Origin of the sequence: Paenibacillus sp. FSL P4-0176, from assembly GCF_037975265.1 — a bacterium.
Classification (GTDB): domain Bacteria; phylum Bacillota; class Bacilli; order Paenibacillales; family Paenibacillaceae; genus Paenibacillus; species Paenibacillus amylolyticus.
In genome coordinates, this window is record NZ_CP150242.1 from 809,509 (window position 1) to 825,667 (window position 16,159).

A 16,159-nucleotide genomic window follows, 5' to 3' on the forward strand; every position below is an offset into this window, starting at 1 on the left:
TATAATTCTAACAAATCTGCTGAAGTCTATCAGCAAATTACTAGAGACGGTGGAGGTCGATTCGTAAATGGTACAGAGACCGGAATTCAGAATCAAGAAATTAGGGGGAAACTCTGCAACAACCATACATATGTTTTTAGCTGGACAGTGGTCTGTCATTCTCATGCGTATTGCGATATTGTTATGTGCATTTGCTGTATATGCAGGCACGGCTTATGCATCTTCTGCTTCCGGCTCAGGTGATCCAATCCCGGAAGATAAGAATACTCAAGACAAGGTAGTTTATCTGAGTTTTGACGATGGACCGGGTAACCATACCCGTGAAGTATTGGATATTTTGCGTAAGGAGAAGGTTTTGGCTACATTTTTTGTGCTGGGTGAGCAGGCAGAGCGGTATCCGGAGTTAATCCGTGGGCTTGTGGAGGATGGACATGCTTTGGGCAATCATACGTTTAATCATCAATACGAACAGCTGTACAGTGATTTTAAAGTGTTCTGGAAACAGATTAAGCAGACAGAGGAAGTGCTGGAGCGTATAACCGGTTTCCGTCCGAATCTGGTGCGAGCACCAGGCGGTACCTACGGGCATTTTGACCAGAGTTATTTTGATTTGCTCCAACTGGGTGGATACACCGTCATGGACTGGAACGTCGACAGTGGAGATTCCAAGCGTAGAGGTGTTCCGGCCAAAGAGATCCTCAGCAATTCCACCAAAGTACCTGCGGGAGCACGTTCCGTCATTGTCCTGATGCATGACGGTGGTGCACATGCTGAAACGGTAAAAGCACTTCCGGGTATTATCAAATATTATCGTGATCATGGATATCGTTTTGACACCATAAAGAGTACGGATCAACCAGTTCAATTCCGTGTACATCCAGATGGTAAGTATAAGGCCCGCAAGGCGCCAGGAAAGGCCTGGATCGCAGAGCATGTAGAAGCGAACGCGACGTTATGGCTTGCAAGCAAGAAGTTGAAGGTAGAGGTGGGATTGGTTGCAGCTACCTTGCAACCGGGCGAGTTCCGCATGGAGGGGCAGCGAATCATGGTGCCATTGCGTACTTTCATGAAAAAATTCGGGGGCAGCACTCGCTGGGACTCTGAAACAAGGACGGCCATAGCAGTATGGAAGGAAAGAACGATTCATGCAGACAGTGTGAGTGGAACACTGACTACAACCGGGGCAATTGAAACGGGAGCAGTACAGAGTCAAGGTGGAACCATCTGGGTTCCGTTACGTGAGCTACTGGAGCAGATGGGGTTGAGGGTGAATTCCTTAACCAGTAATGAAGCAGAGTGGACGGTAAAGGCGGGCACTTCCAGATCCATTTCGGCAATGAACAACATATTTATGTATAAAATGATCTGAAGAAAGTCATTCTTGCAGGACTATTCTCTCTACTTCCGGGCAACACTGAATCATAGATTACTATGGTTCAGGAATGCTGATGAACGGAAGGAGATCAGAGAAATGTCTTATATCCGAATGGAACATGAACATGCTGTTGAATTGTTAAACAGGGTCATGAAGCGTGTTGAGAGTGTGATTATTGGCAAAAAAACAGAGATTCGTTATGTCCTTACCGCAATGCTCAGTGGAGGTCATGTACTTCTGGAAGATGTGCCGGGTACCGGGAAAACGATGCTGGTTCGTGCCGTTGCTTCTGCACTGGACTGCTCCATGGGCCGGATTCAATTCACGTCCGATGTCATGCCGGCAGATGTTACGGGCACTTCAATCTATCATCCACATACAGCTGAATTCAAGTTTCGGCCCGGACCCGTCATGTCCAACGTTGTCCTGGCTGATGAAATAAATCGCGCTTCACCACGCACTCAGTCTGCCCTGCTGGAGGCAATGGAGGAACGACGTATTACGGTTGATGGCACAACCTATGCCTTGCCACGCCCGTTCTTTCTGCTGGCGACACAGAACCCGTTACAGTTCGAAGGTACGTACCGTCTGCCTGAAGCGCAGCTGGATCGATTTATCATGAGAATTGGACTGGGGTATCCCGATCCGGAACAGGAATTGGAATTGTTAACCCGCATGCAAGGTAGAGAAGCGATTGATGAACTTCGCCCTGTCCTGCTTGCTGAAGAGGTCGTAGCCATGCAGCGTGAAGTCAAACAGGTACATGTTGATCCGGTCGTTAAACAGTATCTGGTGGCTGTTGCTGTAGCCTCTCGCAGCCTTCCGGCGGTCAGACTGGGCATCAGTCCGCGTGGAACACTGGCCTGGATGGCTGCGGCGCAGTCATTTGCCTATCTTCAAGGGCGCAGTTATGTCATTCCGGATGATGTGAAAGAGGTAGCGGTGCCTGTCCTTTCCCACCGTATTCAATTGAAGGCCCAGAACAGAGCGGAGGTTTGGGGGCAAGTACAGGTCATTGAAGAAGCATTGTCATCGGTCCCGGTACCTGTACAGATGGCATCACAGGGAAGGGGACGGAGGCAATGACTGCGCTGGGACAACGGATTGTGAGTGCTGTCTTGGTGGTGGCTTTTGCTTCCTTGTATCAGTGGCATGGGGGCAAAGCGGCGTTGTTTCTATCCGTTATAGCTTTCTTGATGTTCACAGGAGGTCTGTTTTTCCATTGGTTCGGACCACGGCGTATTCACATCCGTCGGAAAATACACACGAACCGGATTGAGGCAGGCGAGCAGGTACGGGTTCTGGTCGAACTGGAATTCAATTGCCGTATTCCATTGTTATGGATCGTTCTGTGTGAGAACACACCTGCAGGTGTTCATCGCAAATTGATTTTCCCGGGAACACGGCGACAATTTTCCTATCAATATGAATGTTCCGGGTTACGCAGAGGAGTCTACAGATGGGATACGGGCAGATTGTATTGGGGTGATATGTTTGGCTGGAATACCCTCTCGGCAGAGACCGCAGGAGGTACACCCCTGATTGTTGTTCCTCAAGCAACGGCTTGGGGGAAGGGTGATTCGGTAGAATTCACAGCGATGATCGAAGGGACTTTGTCAGAGCGAAGAAATAGCCAGGGTAACCGTAGTCCTGAGTTCCGTGAATATCAGCAGGGTGACCCACTGGGACGAGTTCATTGGAAAAGTACAGCTAAAACGGGAAAACTTCAGACCTTTCTGCCTGATACCACGGATCTGGCCTCGCTCGGCATCCTTGTGTATGAAGGCGCGTCGGGTTATGACGTAAAACAACGGGAGAACATGGATGCACCTGCTTTTGAACGAGTGGTTCGTGCAGCTGCCCGCTGGATTCATACCGCTGAGCGGGATGACATTCCTTATCATCTGTGGATGGAAGGCGGCGATAAGAGCTATGCTGCACAAGATCAATGGCAACATGGGCCGTTTCATGCAGATGATGAGAATCATGGACTGGACAAGTTAGCGGGGGCACGAATATCCAAAGCACAATCAGGCTCTATTTCGCTTCGAACGGAGATGCTGGATGGACTGACGAGTGGGTCGCGAATTGTGGTTCTCACAGGTAAGATGGATCAGGTTCTGGCCGAATGGATCATAACTGCAATCGGGTCGGGTTATCGTGTAGAGGTGCAATTGACTGAAGCGAACCAGGACCAATTAGGATCAACGGATAGATTGATGAATGGATTGGGATATGACAGCTTAAGCTTGGAGCGGATTCGTCACAGCGGGGTGCCGATCCATGCGGTTACAGACGTTGCGTTATCTTCATTGGGAAAGGTGGAGGTAACGGATGTGGGAGCGTAATGGTAACCAGCAACCAAATTCCACTGTGGTCGGCTTAGAGTCAATGGACCGTACGAGAATAGAATCGGCCTATTCTGTATATAAAACTGTGAACCAGAATTCTGTGACGGACATAAAGGATGAGGGATATGTTAGCGTACCTGTCCTGTACAAAATTTTTATTTCGGCCATTTTACTTATACTGTCTCTGGAGTGGATATATCCTGTTACATCAACAGATCAGCAGGGCAGTGAACGGTTCTTGTCCGTAATGGCGGGATTAACGGGAGCATTGTTGCTCGCGGGGTTAATTCGTACAGGATGGATCACCGGAGTACTGATCCGATTATTCATTGCACTCACTGCGCTATGTCTGATGTACGGAGGAAGTGATCCTGTCCGTTGGGCCGTTGCATACCCTGGGATACTTTCAGCGGATATGGACACGTTTATAAATAACTGGCGATTCCACTCGATTAGTACAGAAACGAGAGGTTTGTTCATGATGTGCGGCTGGAGTATGCTCATGGCTTCTGTGCAATCCCTCGTATTGTTACGTCGAAGCGTGATGCTGTTTGGCAGTGCAACGCTGCTCTATTTGCTTTTGCTTGAATCCTTTGCGGGGCTGGATGTGTATGCTTCCGTAATACGGTCTGTCCTATGGACTTTTCTTATTCAGGCTCTGCTTCAGCTACTACGTCTCAATGGAGGAGTCACGACTCCGAGTTATCGCGGCAGCCCCTATGGCCGTTGGAGTGCAGTAACTATCGTTGCTTCTGCAGGTATGGTACTTCTCTCCGCGTTACCTGGCCAGTTTGCTTCCATTCCTCAACCTGAACGCATATCTCTGGAACAGATGGGTGAACGCATAGCTCGCTGGGCAGGTTATACACAGCACAGTAGTATCCCTGCTGCAACGGCAGTCACGGGATATAGCACAGCGGACGCGCCTATGGGAGCACCGTTGGTGCAGGGGAACTCCATCTTTTTTATAGCAAAAAGTCCAAAAGTGACGTATTGGCGAGGGGAGACCCGTTCATATTATAACGGTAGTACTTGGAGTGATCCGGGTCAAAGCTTCGAAACGGCAAGTCCATCCGGAATGCTGCGTGCTGATGGTTGGGAGAATCCAACCTATTGGAGTCGCATTCGCCAAACTGTCACGATGCAGCGAGAGTGGAAAGGACCAAATCCACTCTTTACCGGAGGCACACCGGTCAACGTAACGTTCCAGGATAAGAACAAGGATAATCAGGAAAACATGTTTTCTTTGCTGTCTAATCGCGATTCGGCAACATTGTGGCTCGCGAGCTCCGGAAACGATAAGATAGTTAAACATTATTCGGCAGACGTCATGGTTCCTGTCGCAACACCTGAACAGTTACGTCTTCTTGAGGAAACGAATAAAGGGAAAGATCCGGCAGCCATTCGGAGGGATTATCTGCAATTGCCTGCATCACTCCCTGGTCGAGTGAAGACGCTTGCCAAGGAAATCATTCAAGGCAGTGAGACCCGGTATGACGCTGTGCAGGCCGTCAAGACTTATCTGGCTGCTCATGCCGAGTATACGTTGGATACCCGTATGCCACCGCGTGGAACCGATTTTGTGGATGATTTTCTATTCGTCACCCGGCAGGGGTATTGCAATCATTTCTCTACAGCTATGATTGTGTTGCTGCGTGCAGAGGGTATCCCCGCACGCTGGGTTAAAGGTTTTGGCCCCGGAGTTGCTGACCCGGATGTGCCCAGTCAGTATGTGATTTCACAGGGAGATGCACATTCCTGGGTAGAGGTATATTTTCCGGGTGCAGGCTGGATGCCGTTTGAGGCCACGCCAGGCTTCACCATGGCGCAAGGCGCGGGCGAAGATGTGGCAGCACTTGCCGGGCCGCAGCCTGTTGCGGAGAATCCGCCGTATATGAGCGGCGGATTGGCTAATGTGGGCGCATGGTTGCTCGCCCGCGCACGGGCCATTGCCGCGGAGCCATGGCTCGCGGCAGCCCTTGTGGCAGCGGCCCTGCTGGGCGCCGCTGCTCTGGTCCGCATGCGGCGGCTACGCCCCGCGCTGCGGATAAGGCTGCTGCTGGCGTGGCCGCGCAGCAGCTTTCCGGACCGCGAGCGGCTGCTGCGTGCCGCCGCTCCGGTCTGGGCCGCGCTCGCGCGCCGGTACGGCCCGCGGTCGCCGGGTATGACGCTGCGTGAATATGCAGCGTCACCGGCTTTGGCCGCAGGCGCGGACGGGGCGGACATCGCGCGGTTTGCAGCCGACTGGGAACGGCTGCTGTACGGGCCAGACCGTCCGCTGCGCGCGGACAGCCTGGACTTCCTGCGCCGGGCACTTCGTTTGGCCCGGCGGTTGCAGACGTTGTAACACAAGGATGTTACAACGTTACACCAAAGATGCGAAGCAGCTGCCATACAGTCGCTATCGCTTTCCAATAGAGCTTGGCCACTTGTGGGCAGATGAAGATCTCCATTGCTGGCGCATTGTTAACTAAATGAAGCGTTTGGTTCATCGCTGCATGCCATACATAAGACGCCTTTCGCGCTGCGCTGCGAACGAGGCGTCTTTCCACGATCATACACTTGAACCAGCATCTTGCTGCCAAGCTTTTCTGTTCGAAATTTCATATTTAGAGGCATTTGGTAATCCTGTTTTGATATGTCGAAAAAAGGAGTTTCGCCTTTCCTTGACGGTATGTTTTGTCGTTGCGTATAATTAGTTTCATTGAATTGAGGGAGGCACGGTTATGAATAAACAGAATGAAATTGTAGTTGTCCTTGACTTCGGGGGTCAATACAATCAGTTAATCGCCAGAAGAATCCGGGATCTTGGCGTATACAGCGAGCTTTTACCGTATAATACACCGGCGGAAAAGATCGCAGAAATAGCACCAAAAGGGATCGTATTTTCAGGTGGTCCGTCCAGCGTATACGCTGAGAATGCTCCACACGTGGACCCAGGTGTCTATGACCTGGGCTTGCCGATCTTCGGTATCTGCTACGGGATGCAGCTTATGGCCCAGCAGCTCGAAGGTAAAGTAGAACGTTCCGAGAAGCGAGAGTACGGTAAAGCAGACCTTGAGTTTGCCGCTGGATCTACACTGGCAAAAGGCATTGAAGGCGAACATACCGTATGGATGAGTCACGGTGACCACGTGGTTACACTTCCTCCAGGTTTCAAACTGGATGCAGGCACGGAAAGTGCGCCAATCGCTGCCATGAGTGACGATGAACGTAAATTGTATGCTGTTCAGTTCCATCCGGAAGTACGTCACTCTGTTCGCGGTAACGACATGATTCGTAACTTCCTGTTCGAAGTTTGTGGTTGCGAAGGCAACTGGACGATGGAGACATTCATCGATGACACGATCAAAGACATTCGTGAAAAAGTTGGCGACAGTAAAGTACTGTGTGCGCTTAGCGGCGGTGTAGATTCTTCCGTTGTAGCTGCATTGCTTCACAAAGCCATTGGTGATCAACTGACATGTATGTTTATCGACCACGGTCTGTTGCGTAAAGGTGAAGCAGAAAGTGTAATGGAGACGTTTGTCGGCAAATTCGACATGAAAGTTGTCAAAATTGATGCACAAGAGCGCTTCATGTCCAAACTGGCTGGCGTGGATGATCCAGAACAAAAACGTAAAATCATCGGTAACGAGTTTATTTACGTATTTGACGAAGAGTCCAAGCAGTTCGATGACTTTGCATTCCTGGCACAAGGTACACTGTACACGGACATCGTAGAAAGTGGTACAGCGACTGCACAGACCATCAAATCCCACCACAACGTGGGCGGTCTGCCTGAGGACATGAACTTCAAACTGATCGAGCCACTGAGCACGTTGTTCAAGGATGAAGTACGTAAAGTCGGTACCGAGTGTGGCTTGCCGGACGAAATTGTACACCGTCAGCCGTTCCCTGGTCCGGGTCTTGCGATCCGTGTTCTTGGTGAGGTTACCGAAGAGAAACTTACCATCGTTCGTGATTCAGACTACATCCTGCGTGAAGAGATTGCCAAAGCCGGTCTCGACCGCGAAATCTGGCAGTACTTCACAGCCCTGCCTAACATGAAGAGTGTCGGCGTTATGGGTGATGCACGTACGTATTCCTACACTGTAGGTATCCGTGCTGTAACATCCATCGACGGTATGACTGCGGACTGGGCACGTATCCCTTGGGATGTGCTGGAGAAAATCTCCGTACGGATCGTTAACGAAGTTGATAACGTAAACCGTATCGTCTATGACGTAACTTCCAAACCACCTGCAACGATCGAGTGGGAATAGGATATAGACTCTTAACGATAGATTTTAAAAATGCTCTTTTATCTGCGGTATTTCGCAAATAAAAGGGCGTTTTTTTATTAAGAAGAATATTGTGATCAAATTTTTGTAGAGCTACTTTTTTTACAAGTAATAAACTTTCAAAATTAATCCCATTTTAAAGTTCACTTCATGATCCTTTCAGGTCGGGCCTGTACAATAAGTACATACTAAGAGCTGTATGGCTACTGAAAGGAGAATTGAATGTATGCGTAAAACCGACTATATGAGCAAATGGAAGATGGGCATTGGAAGTGCGTTTCTGATGGTGATGCTGGCAGGATGCGGTTCAGGAATGCAAGATCTGGCTTCCGGTTCGGGGGACTTTCCATTTGTGAACTTAGAGGCAGCGGATGCTTCTTCCGATCAGTCCAGTAACCAGGAGTTATCCTCTGACTCAACAACAAACACAAATCAGGATCGACAAGAGATACAGGATGCTCCGCAGACAGAGATATAATTAACATAGGACTGATCCGGCAAAAAAATGCTCCGGAACATGTCGCAAATTGCTCCATATACCTAATGAGTATACGTCTTCGGAATACGAGATATCGTTATTCCTAGATCATCATTCACCTGATTGCTAAAACGCATCAGAAATATAAGCTAGCCTGATTAGAGCGCTTCTGCTCTTTGATCAGGCTAGCTTTTTATGTTATCCTGCGGAACTTTCAGTCTGAAAGAATGGACATATCCCATTGAGATTACACCGAAAAAAGCGTATTCAATTGGGTTGTAAACCGCTGAACTGGTTCAATCTGTTAAATAATACGAACGATATTCTAAAAGCGTGATATTAATATTCGTTTTCTCATTGACAAAAACATACTGCCCTCCTAAAATAGTGATGGGAAACAAACAAATAGCGCATACTTATTCGTATAATCCTGGGGATTGGCCCGGGAGTCTCTACGAGATCACCCTAATGATCTGGCTACGAAGAGGAGAAGGCTAAGCACATGAATTCTACATGATTGCGGGGACATCACGCACATTAGAATTTTTTTTGTTCTTAGTAAAGGCATCATGCCACTCCTTGTCAGCTGAACCCTGGGTGAAGAATCTTCATCAGGGTCATTTGTCGTTTTTCAATATGGCTTCAACATCTCTAAGGGGGAGTTAGTAATTATGGATCGTTTCTTTAAATTAAAAGAAAACGGAACAAACGTTAGAACGGAGATTGTTGCGGGTCTCACTACGTTTATGACAATGGCTTACATTCTTTTTGTAAATACGTTGTTCTTGGGACAAGCCGGTGCGGGGATGTCGGATAATGCAGTATTCTTTGCAACAGCCGTCGGCGCCGGATTAATGACTATTATTATGGGATTGTTCGTGAATATTCCGATCGCACTTGCACCAGGTATGGGGCTGAATGCGTACTTCATGACTGTCGTTCTAAGTTCGAATGGAGCGATTACTTGGCAAGCAGCTCTCGGAGCGGTATTCCTTTCCGGTATCGTGTTCATTATTTTGACCGTGACGAAGATTCGTCAAATGCTGCTTGTTGCAGTTCCGCAGTCGATCAAAATGGCCATTACGGTTGGTATCGGTCTCTTTATTACCATTATTGGTTTCAAACTTGCTAATCTCGTGGCTGTAACAGTTAATGTTGCGCCAGACGCAGATCTGAGTCAGCCGATTCCAGGTAGCAGTTTTAACTTGTCATTGGGAAACTTTATAACGCACCACGATGCTTTGCTTGCACTGATTGGTTTGCTCCTTATTGCTATATTGATGGTTATGCGCGTCAAAGGCGCTCTGCTGATCGGGATCGTAGCAACAACGCTGATTGGTATTCCGATGGGAGTTACGAATCTGAGTGGTCTTTCAGGCGCAAGCTGGTTGCCTAACTTCAGTGATCTGGCGGTTGGACAGCTGGATTTGAAAGGTGCCATCAGTCTCGGATTGTTCGAGATCATCTTCATCTTTACCTTCGTTGAATTGTTCGACACGTTTGGTACGATGGTAGGTACTGCAACGCGTATGGGGATTATGAAGGATAAGAAAAAAGGCGAGAAAACGATCGGTAAAGCGATGCTCGTCGATGCAGTTGGTGTCAGCGCAGGTGCTGCACTAGGTACAAGTACCATTACGGCATACGTTGAAAGTGCTTCAGGTGTTGAGGCAGGTGGACGTACAGGACTGACTTCGGTAACGACAGGTTTATTGTTCATTTTGGCCCTGTTTATTGCACCGCTTGCGCTGGTTGTTCCATCCGCTGCGACGGCTCCGGCATTGATCATCGTGGGTGTACTTATGATGAGTCAAGTGCGCAGCATTGAGTGGGATGATTTCCTGCAAGCTTTCCCTGCGTTCCTTACCATTGTATTGATGCCTTTCACAGGTGGAATCGCAAACGGGATCTCCGCAGGTATCGTATCTTATGTAATTCTGGCGGTGTTCAGTAACTTGGTTACAGAGCGTAAAGTGAAAATTCACTGGCTTATGTGGATCTTGGCGCTCATCGTAGTCTGCCGATACGTATTTATTGGCGGGGAGTAAGCGTACATTAGGTTTAATGAAGAATACGGAGATAAGTTTGATACCTTATATATGAAAGAAGCGGAAGCCACGGGATTTAAACCCGGAGCTTTCGCTTTTTTTGCATTCTTTTCTTGAGCAAAAATGAATTACAAAAATGTTTTCCTTCTATATAGAAGGAATGAGTATAATGTTCTAAGATCTGTTGGTTGTTTATCCAATGAAATCAGCGGTTAATAAGTTCTATAACGTGATGAGTATGTACTGTATACAACATAATTTCTCTATAATTGGATTAGGAATTATATGAAAAACCTTTTTTAATTACTCCGATCATTAAAGTTAGTGCGCAGATGTATCATTTAGCTGGTTATAAGGAGATACTTGTTAAAAGGTCTACAGGGTACTCATTTTATAAGAATTTAATGTTTATCTAAAAAAGACTTGCGTTTCATAACTGTACATGGTATATTCTATTTCCGGCCAAAAAAACACGATTTACACGGTGCGGCAAGCGATTGAAATAAGCTTCGAAAGAAACTTAAAAAAAGAGCTTGCAAAGTTGGTTCGGACATGATATTATATAAGAGTTGCTGAAGAGAACAATATTTAGTAACGAAACAAGTTTGATCTTTGAAAACTGAACAACGAGTGAGTAAACATTCTGCTTGCAGAATGAACGCGAAAGTTTGAAACAAGCCTTGGCTTGAATCGACTGGAGCACAAATGAGATTTTTAATCTCGTCAGATTCAAAATGAGCTTATCGCTCTTTTCAATACTTTATTGGAGAGTTTGATCCTGGCTCAGGACGAACGCTGGCGGCATGCCTAATACATGCAAGTCGAGCGGAGTTGATAGGAAGCTTGCTTCCTTGATACTTAGCGGCGGACGGGTGAGTAACACGTAGGCAACCTGCCCTCAAGTTTGGGACAACTACCGGAAACGGTAGCTAATACCGAATAATTGTTTTCTTCGCCTGAAGGAAACTGGAAAGACGGAGCAATCTGTCACTTGGGGATGGGCCTGCGGCGCATTAGCTAGTTGGTGAGGTAACGGCTCACCAAGGCGACGATGCGTAGCCGACCTGAGAGGGTGATCGGCCACACTGGGACTGAGACACGGCCCAGACTCCTACGGGAGGCAGCAGTAGGGAATCTTCCGCAATGGGCGAAAGCCTGACGGAGCAATGCCGCGTGAGTGATGAAGGTTTTCGGATCGTAAAGCTCTGTTGCCAGGGAAGAACGCTTGGGAGAGTAACTGCTCTCAAGGTGACGGTACCTGAGAAGAAAGCCCCGGCTAACTACGTGCCAGCAGCCGCGGTAATACGTAGGGGGCAAGCGTTGTCCGGAATTATTGGGCGTAAAGCGCGCGCAGGCGGTCATTTAAGTCTGGTGTTTAATCCCGGGGCTCAACCCCGGATCGCACTGGAAACTGGGTGACTTGAGTGCAGAAGAGGAGAGTGGAATTCCACGTGTAGCGGTGAAATGCGTAGATATGTGGAGGAACACCAGTGGCGAAGGCGACTCTCTGGGCTGTAACTGACGCTGAGGCGCGAAAGCGTGGGGAGCAAACAGGATTAGATACCCTGGTAGTCCACGCCGTAAACGATGAGTGCTAGGTGTTAGGGGTTTCGATACCCTTGGTGCCGAAGTTAACACATTAAGCACTCCGCCTGGGGAGTACGGTCGCAAGACTGAAACTCAAAGGAATTGACGGGGACCCGCACAAGCAGTGGAGTATGTGGTTTAATTCGAAGCAACGCGAAGAACCTTACCAGGTCTTGACATCCCTCTGATCGATGCAGAGATGTATCTTTCCTTCGGGACAGAGGAGACAGGTGGTGCATGGTTGTCGTCAGCTCGTGTCGTGAGATGTTGGGTTAAGTCCCGCAACGAGCGCAACCCTTATATTTAGTTGCCAGCACTTCGGGTGGGCACTCTAGATAGACTGCCGGTGACAAACCGGAGGAAGGTGGGGATGACGTCAAATCATCATGCCCCTTATGACCTGGGCTACACACGTACTACAATGGCCGGTACAACGGGCTGCGAAATCGCGAGATGGAGCCAATCCCAACAAAGCCGGTCTCAGTTCGGATTGCAGGCTGCAACTCGCCTGCATGAAGTCGGAATTGCTAGTAATCGCGGATCAGCATGCCGCGGTGAATACGTTCCCGGGTCTTGTACACACCGCCCGTCACACCACGAGAGTTTATAACACCCGAAGTCGGTGGGGTAACCGCAAGGAGCCAGCCGCCGAAGGTGGGATAGATGATTGGGGTGAAGTCGTAACAAGGTAGCCGTATCGGAAGGTGCGGCTGGATCACCTCCTTTCTATGGAGAATCGTTTCCTGCAACGGAAACATTCAAATAAGCAGGTTCTTAGAACCTGCAACAGCGATTCATTTCGGTCCGTCACTTCGGTGTGGATGAAATGAAGAGCACAAATTACTCACTCGTTGTTCGGTTTTGAGAGCTCAAACTCTCAAAACAGCTTGCTTTTGCATGGAGCTTGTTCTTTGAAAACTAGATATCGAAACGAAACAAACGCGAATTAGAACATTCCTTTAAGCTGAACTTGTGTAAACAAGTCAAGTGTATAAAGGTAGTTAAATTGCTTTTGTGAGGGTATCGGGTGAGAGCGACTTTTGGCTTTGCGCAAGCAAAACAAGGGAAGCGAGCGACCGAAACCGGAACAAAATGGTTAAGCTACTAAGAGCACACGGAGGATGCCTAGGCGCTAGGAGCCGATGAAGGACGTGGCGAACAACGAAACTGCCTCGGGGAGCTGTAAGCAAGCTTTGATCCGGGGGTGTCCGAATGGGGAAACCCAGCTGGGGTAATTTCCAGTTACTCATAACTGAATACATAGGTTATGTAGAGGCATACCAGGGGAACTGAAACATCTAAGTACCCTGAGGAAGAGAAAACAATAGTGATTCCGTCAGTAGCGGCGAGCGAACGCGGAGAAGCCCAAACCAGAGAGCTTGCTCTTTGGGGTTGTGGGACGTCTCACATGGAGTTACAAAGGAACCGGTTAAGCGAAGAGGTCTGGAAAGGCCCGCCAAAGAAGGTAAAAGCCCTGTAGTTGAAAGTTGGTTCCCTCCGAGACGGATCCCGAGTAGTGCGGGGCACGTGAAACCCCGTATGAATCCGGCAGGACCATCTGCCAAGGCTAAATACTTCCTAGCGACCGATAGTGAAGCAGTACCGTGAGGGAAAGGTGAAAAGCACCCCGGAAGGGGAGTGAAATAGAACCTGAAACCGTGTGCTTACAAAAAGTCAGAGCCCGTTTTAGGGGTGATGGCGTGCCTTTTGTAGAATGAACCGGCGAGTTACGTTCCCGTGCAAGGTTAAGGTGAAGAGCCGGAGCCGCAGCGAAAGCGAGTCTGAATAGGGCGACTTAGTACGTGGACGTAGACCCGAAACCGGGTGATCTACCCCTGTCCAGGGTGAAGGTGCGGTAACACGCACTGGAGGCCCGAACCCACGCATGTTGAAAAATGCGGGGATGAGGTGGGGGTAGCGGAGAAATTCCAATCGAACTCGGAGATAGCTGGTTCTCCCCGAAATAGCTTTAGGGCTAGCCTCGGAAAACAGAGTCGTGGAGGTAGAGCACTGATTGGGTGCGGGGCCCGCAAGGGTTACCAAGCTCAGTCAAACTCCGAATGCCATAGACTTACTTCCGGGAGTCAGACAGTGAGTGCTAAGATCCATTGTCAAAAGGGAAACAGCCCAGACCATCAGCTAAGGTCCCCAAGTGTGTGTTAAGTGGGAAAGGATGTGGAGTTGCACAGACAACCAGGATGTTGGCTTAGAAGCAGCCACCATTGAAAGAGTGCGTAATAGCTCACTGGTCGAGTGACTCTGCGCCGAAAATGTAACGGGGCTAAACACACCACCGAAGCTATGGCTTGATGCTTTGCATCAGGGGTAGGGGAGCGTTGTATAAGGGTTGAAGGTGTACCGTAAGGAGCGCTGGACATTATACAAGTGAGAATGCCGGTATGAGTAACGAAAAGATCAGTGAGAATCTGATCCGCCGAAAGCCTAAGGGTTCCTGAGGAAGGCTCGTCCGCTCAGGGTAAGTCGGGACCTAAGGCGAGGCCGAAAGGCGTAGTCGAAGGACAACAGGTCGAAATTCCTGTACCACCGTAAGCCGTTATGAGCAATGGGGGGACGCAGTAGGGTAGTGACGCGGACTGATGGATGTCCGTCTAAGCAGTAAGGCTGATGTGTAGGCAAATCCGCACATTGTAAGGCTGAGCTGTGATGGGGAGCGAAAATTATAGTAGCGAAGGTCATGATCTCACACTGCCAAGAAAAGCCTCTAGCCAGGTGATGGTGCCCGTACCGCAAACCGACACAGGTAGGCGAGAAGAGTATTCTAAGGCGCGCGGAAGAACTCTCGTTAAGGAACTCGGCAAAATGACCCCGTAACTTCGGGAGAAGGGGTGCCCCGGTAGTGTGAATAGCACGAGGGGGCCGCAGTGAAAAGGCCCAAGCGACTGTTTAGCAAAAACACAGGTCTGTGCGAAGCCGTAAGGCGAAGTATACGGGCTGACGCCTGCCCGGTGCTGGAAGGTTAAGGGGAGTGGTTAGGAGCAATCCGAAGCTGTGAACCGAAGCCCCAGTAAACGGCGGCCGTAACTATAACGGTCCTAAGGTAGCGAAATTCCTTGTCAGGTAAATTCTGACCCGCACGAATGGCGTAACGACTTGGGCGCTGTCTCAACGAGAGATCCGGTGAAATTTTAATACCTGTGAAGATGCAGGTTACCCGCGACAAGACGGAAAGACCCCATGGAGCTTTACTGCAGCTTGATATTGAATTTGGGTACGATCTGTACAGGATAGGTGGGAGCCTTTGAAACGTGAGCGCCAGCTTGCGTGGAGGCAACGTTGGGATACCACCCTGATCGTATCTAGGTTCTAACCTGGTACCGTAATCCGGTGCGGGGACAGTGTCAGGTGGGCAGTTTGACTGGGGCGGTCGCCTCCTAAAGAGTAACGGAGGCGCCCAAAGGTTCCCTCAGAATGGTTGGAAATCATTCGAAGAGTGCAAAGGCATAAGGGAGCTTGACTGCGAGACCTACAAGTCGAGCAGGGACGAAAGTCGGGCTTAGTGATCCGGTGGTACCGCATGGAAGGGCCATCGCTCAACGGATAAAAGCTACCCTGGGGATAACAGGCTTATCTCCCCCAAGAGTCCACATCGACGGGGAGGTTTGGCACCTCGATGTCGGCTCATCGCATCCTGGGGCTGAAGTAGGTCCCAAGGGTTGGGCTGTTCGCCCATTAAAGCGGTACGCGAGCTGGGTTCAGAACGTCGTGAGACAGTTCGGTCCCTATCTGTCGTGGGCGTAGGAAATTTGAGAGGAGCTGTCCTTAGTACGAGAGGACCGGGATGGACGTACCGCTGGTGTACCAGTTGTTCCGCCAGGAGCACCGCTGGGTAGCTATGTACGGACGGGATAAACGCTGAAAGCATCTAAGCGTGAAGCCCCCCTCAAGATGAGATTTCCCAGTATGTAAGACCCCTTGAAGACGACGAGGTAGATAGGCTGGGGGTGGAAGTGCAGCAATGCATGGAGCTGACCAGTACTAATCGGTCGAGGGCTTATCCAATAGCAAGTTCTAAATCG

The 16,159-nt window shown here is 49.4% G+C and carries 8 protein-coding genes, 2 rRNA genes and 1 riboswitch; of the genes, 9 read left to right on the plus strand and 1 reads right to left on the minus strand.

The genetic code is table 11. The annotated features are described in order from the left end of the window. Nucleotides 1-67 precede the first annotated feature (67 nt). The 4 genes from MKY95_RS03775 to MKY95_RS03790 all read left to right on the plus strand — a co-directional run bounded on the left by MKY95_RS03775 (nucleotide 68) and on the right by MKY95_RS03790 (nucleotide 6,073). Nucleotides 68-1,369 carry a polysaccharide deacetylase gene (locus tag MKY95_RS03775; protein ID WP_076320366.1) on the plus strand — a complete coding sequence of 434 codons (1,302 nt, stop codon included), beginning with the start codon at nucleotides 68-70 and terminating at the stop codon, nucleotides 1,367-1,369. Between the two features lie 102 nt (nucleotides 1,370-1,471). Continuing rightward, the gene (locus tag MKY95_RS03780) at nucleotides 1,472-2,461 is read left to right on the plus strand and encodes a MoxR family ATPase (RefSeq protein ID WP_076320367.1); all 990 of its coding nucleotides are present in this window, start codon (nucleotides 1,472-1,474) and stop codon (nucleotides 2,459-2,461) included. Further along, nucleotides 2,458-3,723: a DUF58 domain-containing protein gene (locus MKY95_RS03785; protein ID WP_076320368.1), complete on the plus strand. Its 1,266-nt coding sequence runs from the start codon at nucleotides 2,458-2,460 to the stop codon at nucleotides 3,721-3,723. The genes MKY95_RS03780 and MKY95_RS03785 overlap by 4 nt, the downstream gene beginning before the upstream one ends. Continuing rightward, the gene (locus tag MKY95_RS03790) at nucleotides 3,710-6,073 is read left to right on the plus strand and encodes a transglutaminase-like domain-containing protein (RefSeq protein ID WP_076320369.1); all 2,364 of its coding nucleotides are present in this window, start codon (nucleotides 3,710-3,712) and stop codon (nucleotides 6,071-6,073) included. Before MKY95_RS03785 ends, MKY95_RS03790 begins: the two co-directional genes overlap by 14 nt. A 10-nt stretch (nucleotides 6,074-6,083) precedes the next feature. Here MKY95_RS03790 and MKY95_RS03795 read toward each other — a convergent pair whose 3' ends face one another. Then, a complete protein-coding gene (locus MKY95_RS03795) occupies nucleotides 6,084-6,284 on the minus strand; it encodes a hypothetical protein (protein ID WP_076320370.1) in 201 nt (66 codons plus the stop codon). A gap of 168 nt (nucleotides 6,285-6,452) precedes the next feature. Here MKY95_RS03795 and guaA point away from each other — a divergent pair, with 168 nt between their 5' ends. The 5 genes from guaA to MKY95_RS03820 all read left to right on the plus strand — a co-directional run bounded on the left by guaA (nucleotide 6,453) and on the right by MKY95_RS03820 (nucleotide 16,142). Next, nucleotides 6,453-7,991 (plus strand): glutamine-hydrolyzing GMP synthase, encoded by a 1,539-nt coding sequence (guaA, locus tag MKY95_RS03800; RefSeq protein WP_036668199.1) that lies wholly within the window; start codon nucleotides 6,453-6,455, stop codon nucleotides 7,989-7,991. Nucleotides 7,992-8,235: 244 nt separating this feature from the next. Continuing rightward, nucleotides 8,236-8,487, plus strand: coding sequence for a hypothetical protein (locus MKY95_RS03805; protein ID WP_076320371.1), 252 nt, complete (start codon nucleotides 8,236-8,238; stop codon nucleotides 8,485-8,487). 400 nt (nucleotides 8,488-8,887) lie between these two features. Then, nucleotides 8,888-8,987: riboswitch (purine riboswitch) on the plus strand. A 171-nt stretch (nucleotides 8,988-9,158) separates the two neighbouring features. Continuing rightward, a complete protein-coding gene (locus MKY95_RS03810) occupies nucleotides 9,159-10,535 on the plus strand; it encodes an NCS2 family permease (protein ID WP_076320372.1) in 1,377 nt (458 codons plus the stop codon). Nucleotides 10,536-11,295: 760 nt separating this feature from the next. After that, nucleotides 11,296-12,848, plus strand: a 16S ribosomal RNA gene (locus MKY95_RS03815). 368 nt (nucleotides 12,849-13,216) lie between these two features. Continuing rightward, a 23S ribosomal RNA gene (locus tag MKY95_RS03820) occupies nucleotides 13,217-16,142 on the plus strand. The 16S and 23S rRNA genes sit together here, the layout of an rRNA operon. Nucleotides 16,143-16,159: the final 17 nt, after the last annotated feature.

Coding starts and splice junctions, on each gene's coding strand:
- MKY95_RS03775 (WP_076320366.1), top strand. CDS start 68: ATGGTACAGAGACCGGAATTCAGAATCAAGAAATTAGGGGGAAACTCT.
- MKY95_RS03780 (WP_076320367.1), top strand. CDS start 1,472: ATGTCTTATATCCGAATGGAACATGAACATGCTGTTGAATTGTTAAAC.
- MKY95_RS03785 (WP_076320368.1), top strand. CDS start 2,458: ATGACTGCGCTGGGACAACGGATTGTGAGTGCTGTCTTGGTGGTGGCT.
- MKY95_RS03790 (WP_076320369.1), top strand. CDS start 3,710: ATGTGGGAGCGTAATGGTAACCAGCAACCAAATTCCACTGTGGTCGGC.
- MKY95_RS03795 (WP_076320370.1), bottom strand. CDS start 6,284: ATGATCGTGGAAAGACGCCTCGTTCGCAGCGCAGCGCGAAAGGCGTCT.
- guaA (WP_036668199.1), top strand. CDS start 6,453: ATGAATAAACAGAATGAAATTGTAGTTGTCCTTGACTTCGGGGGTCAA.
- MKY95_RS03805 (WP_076320371.1), top strand. CDS start 8,236: ATGCGTAAAACCGACTATATGAGCAAATGGAAGATGGGCATTGGAAGT.
- MKY95_RS03810 (WP_076320372.1), top strand. CDS start 9,159: ATGGATCGTTTCTTTAAATTAAAAGAAAACGGAACAAACGTTAGAACG.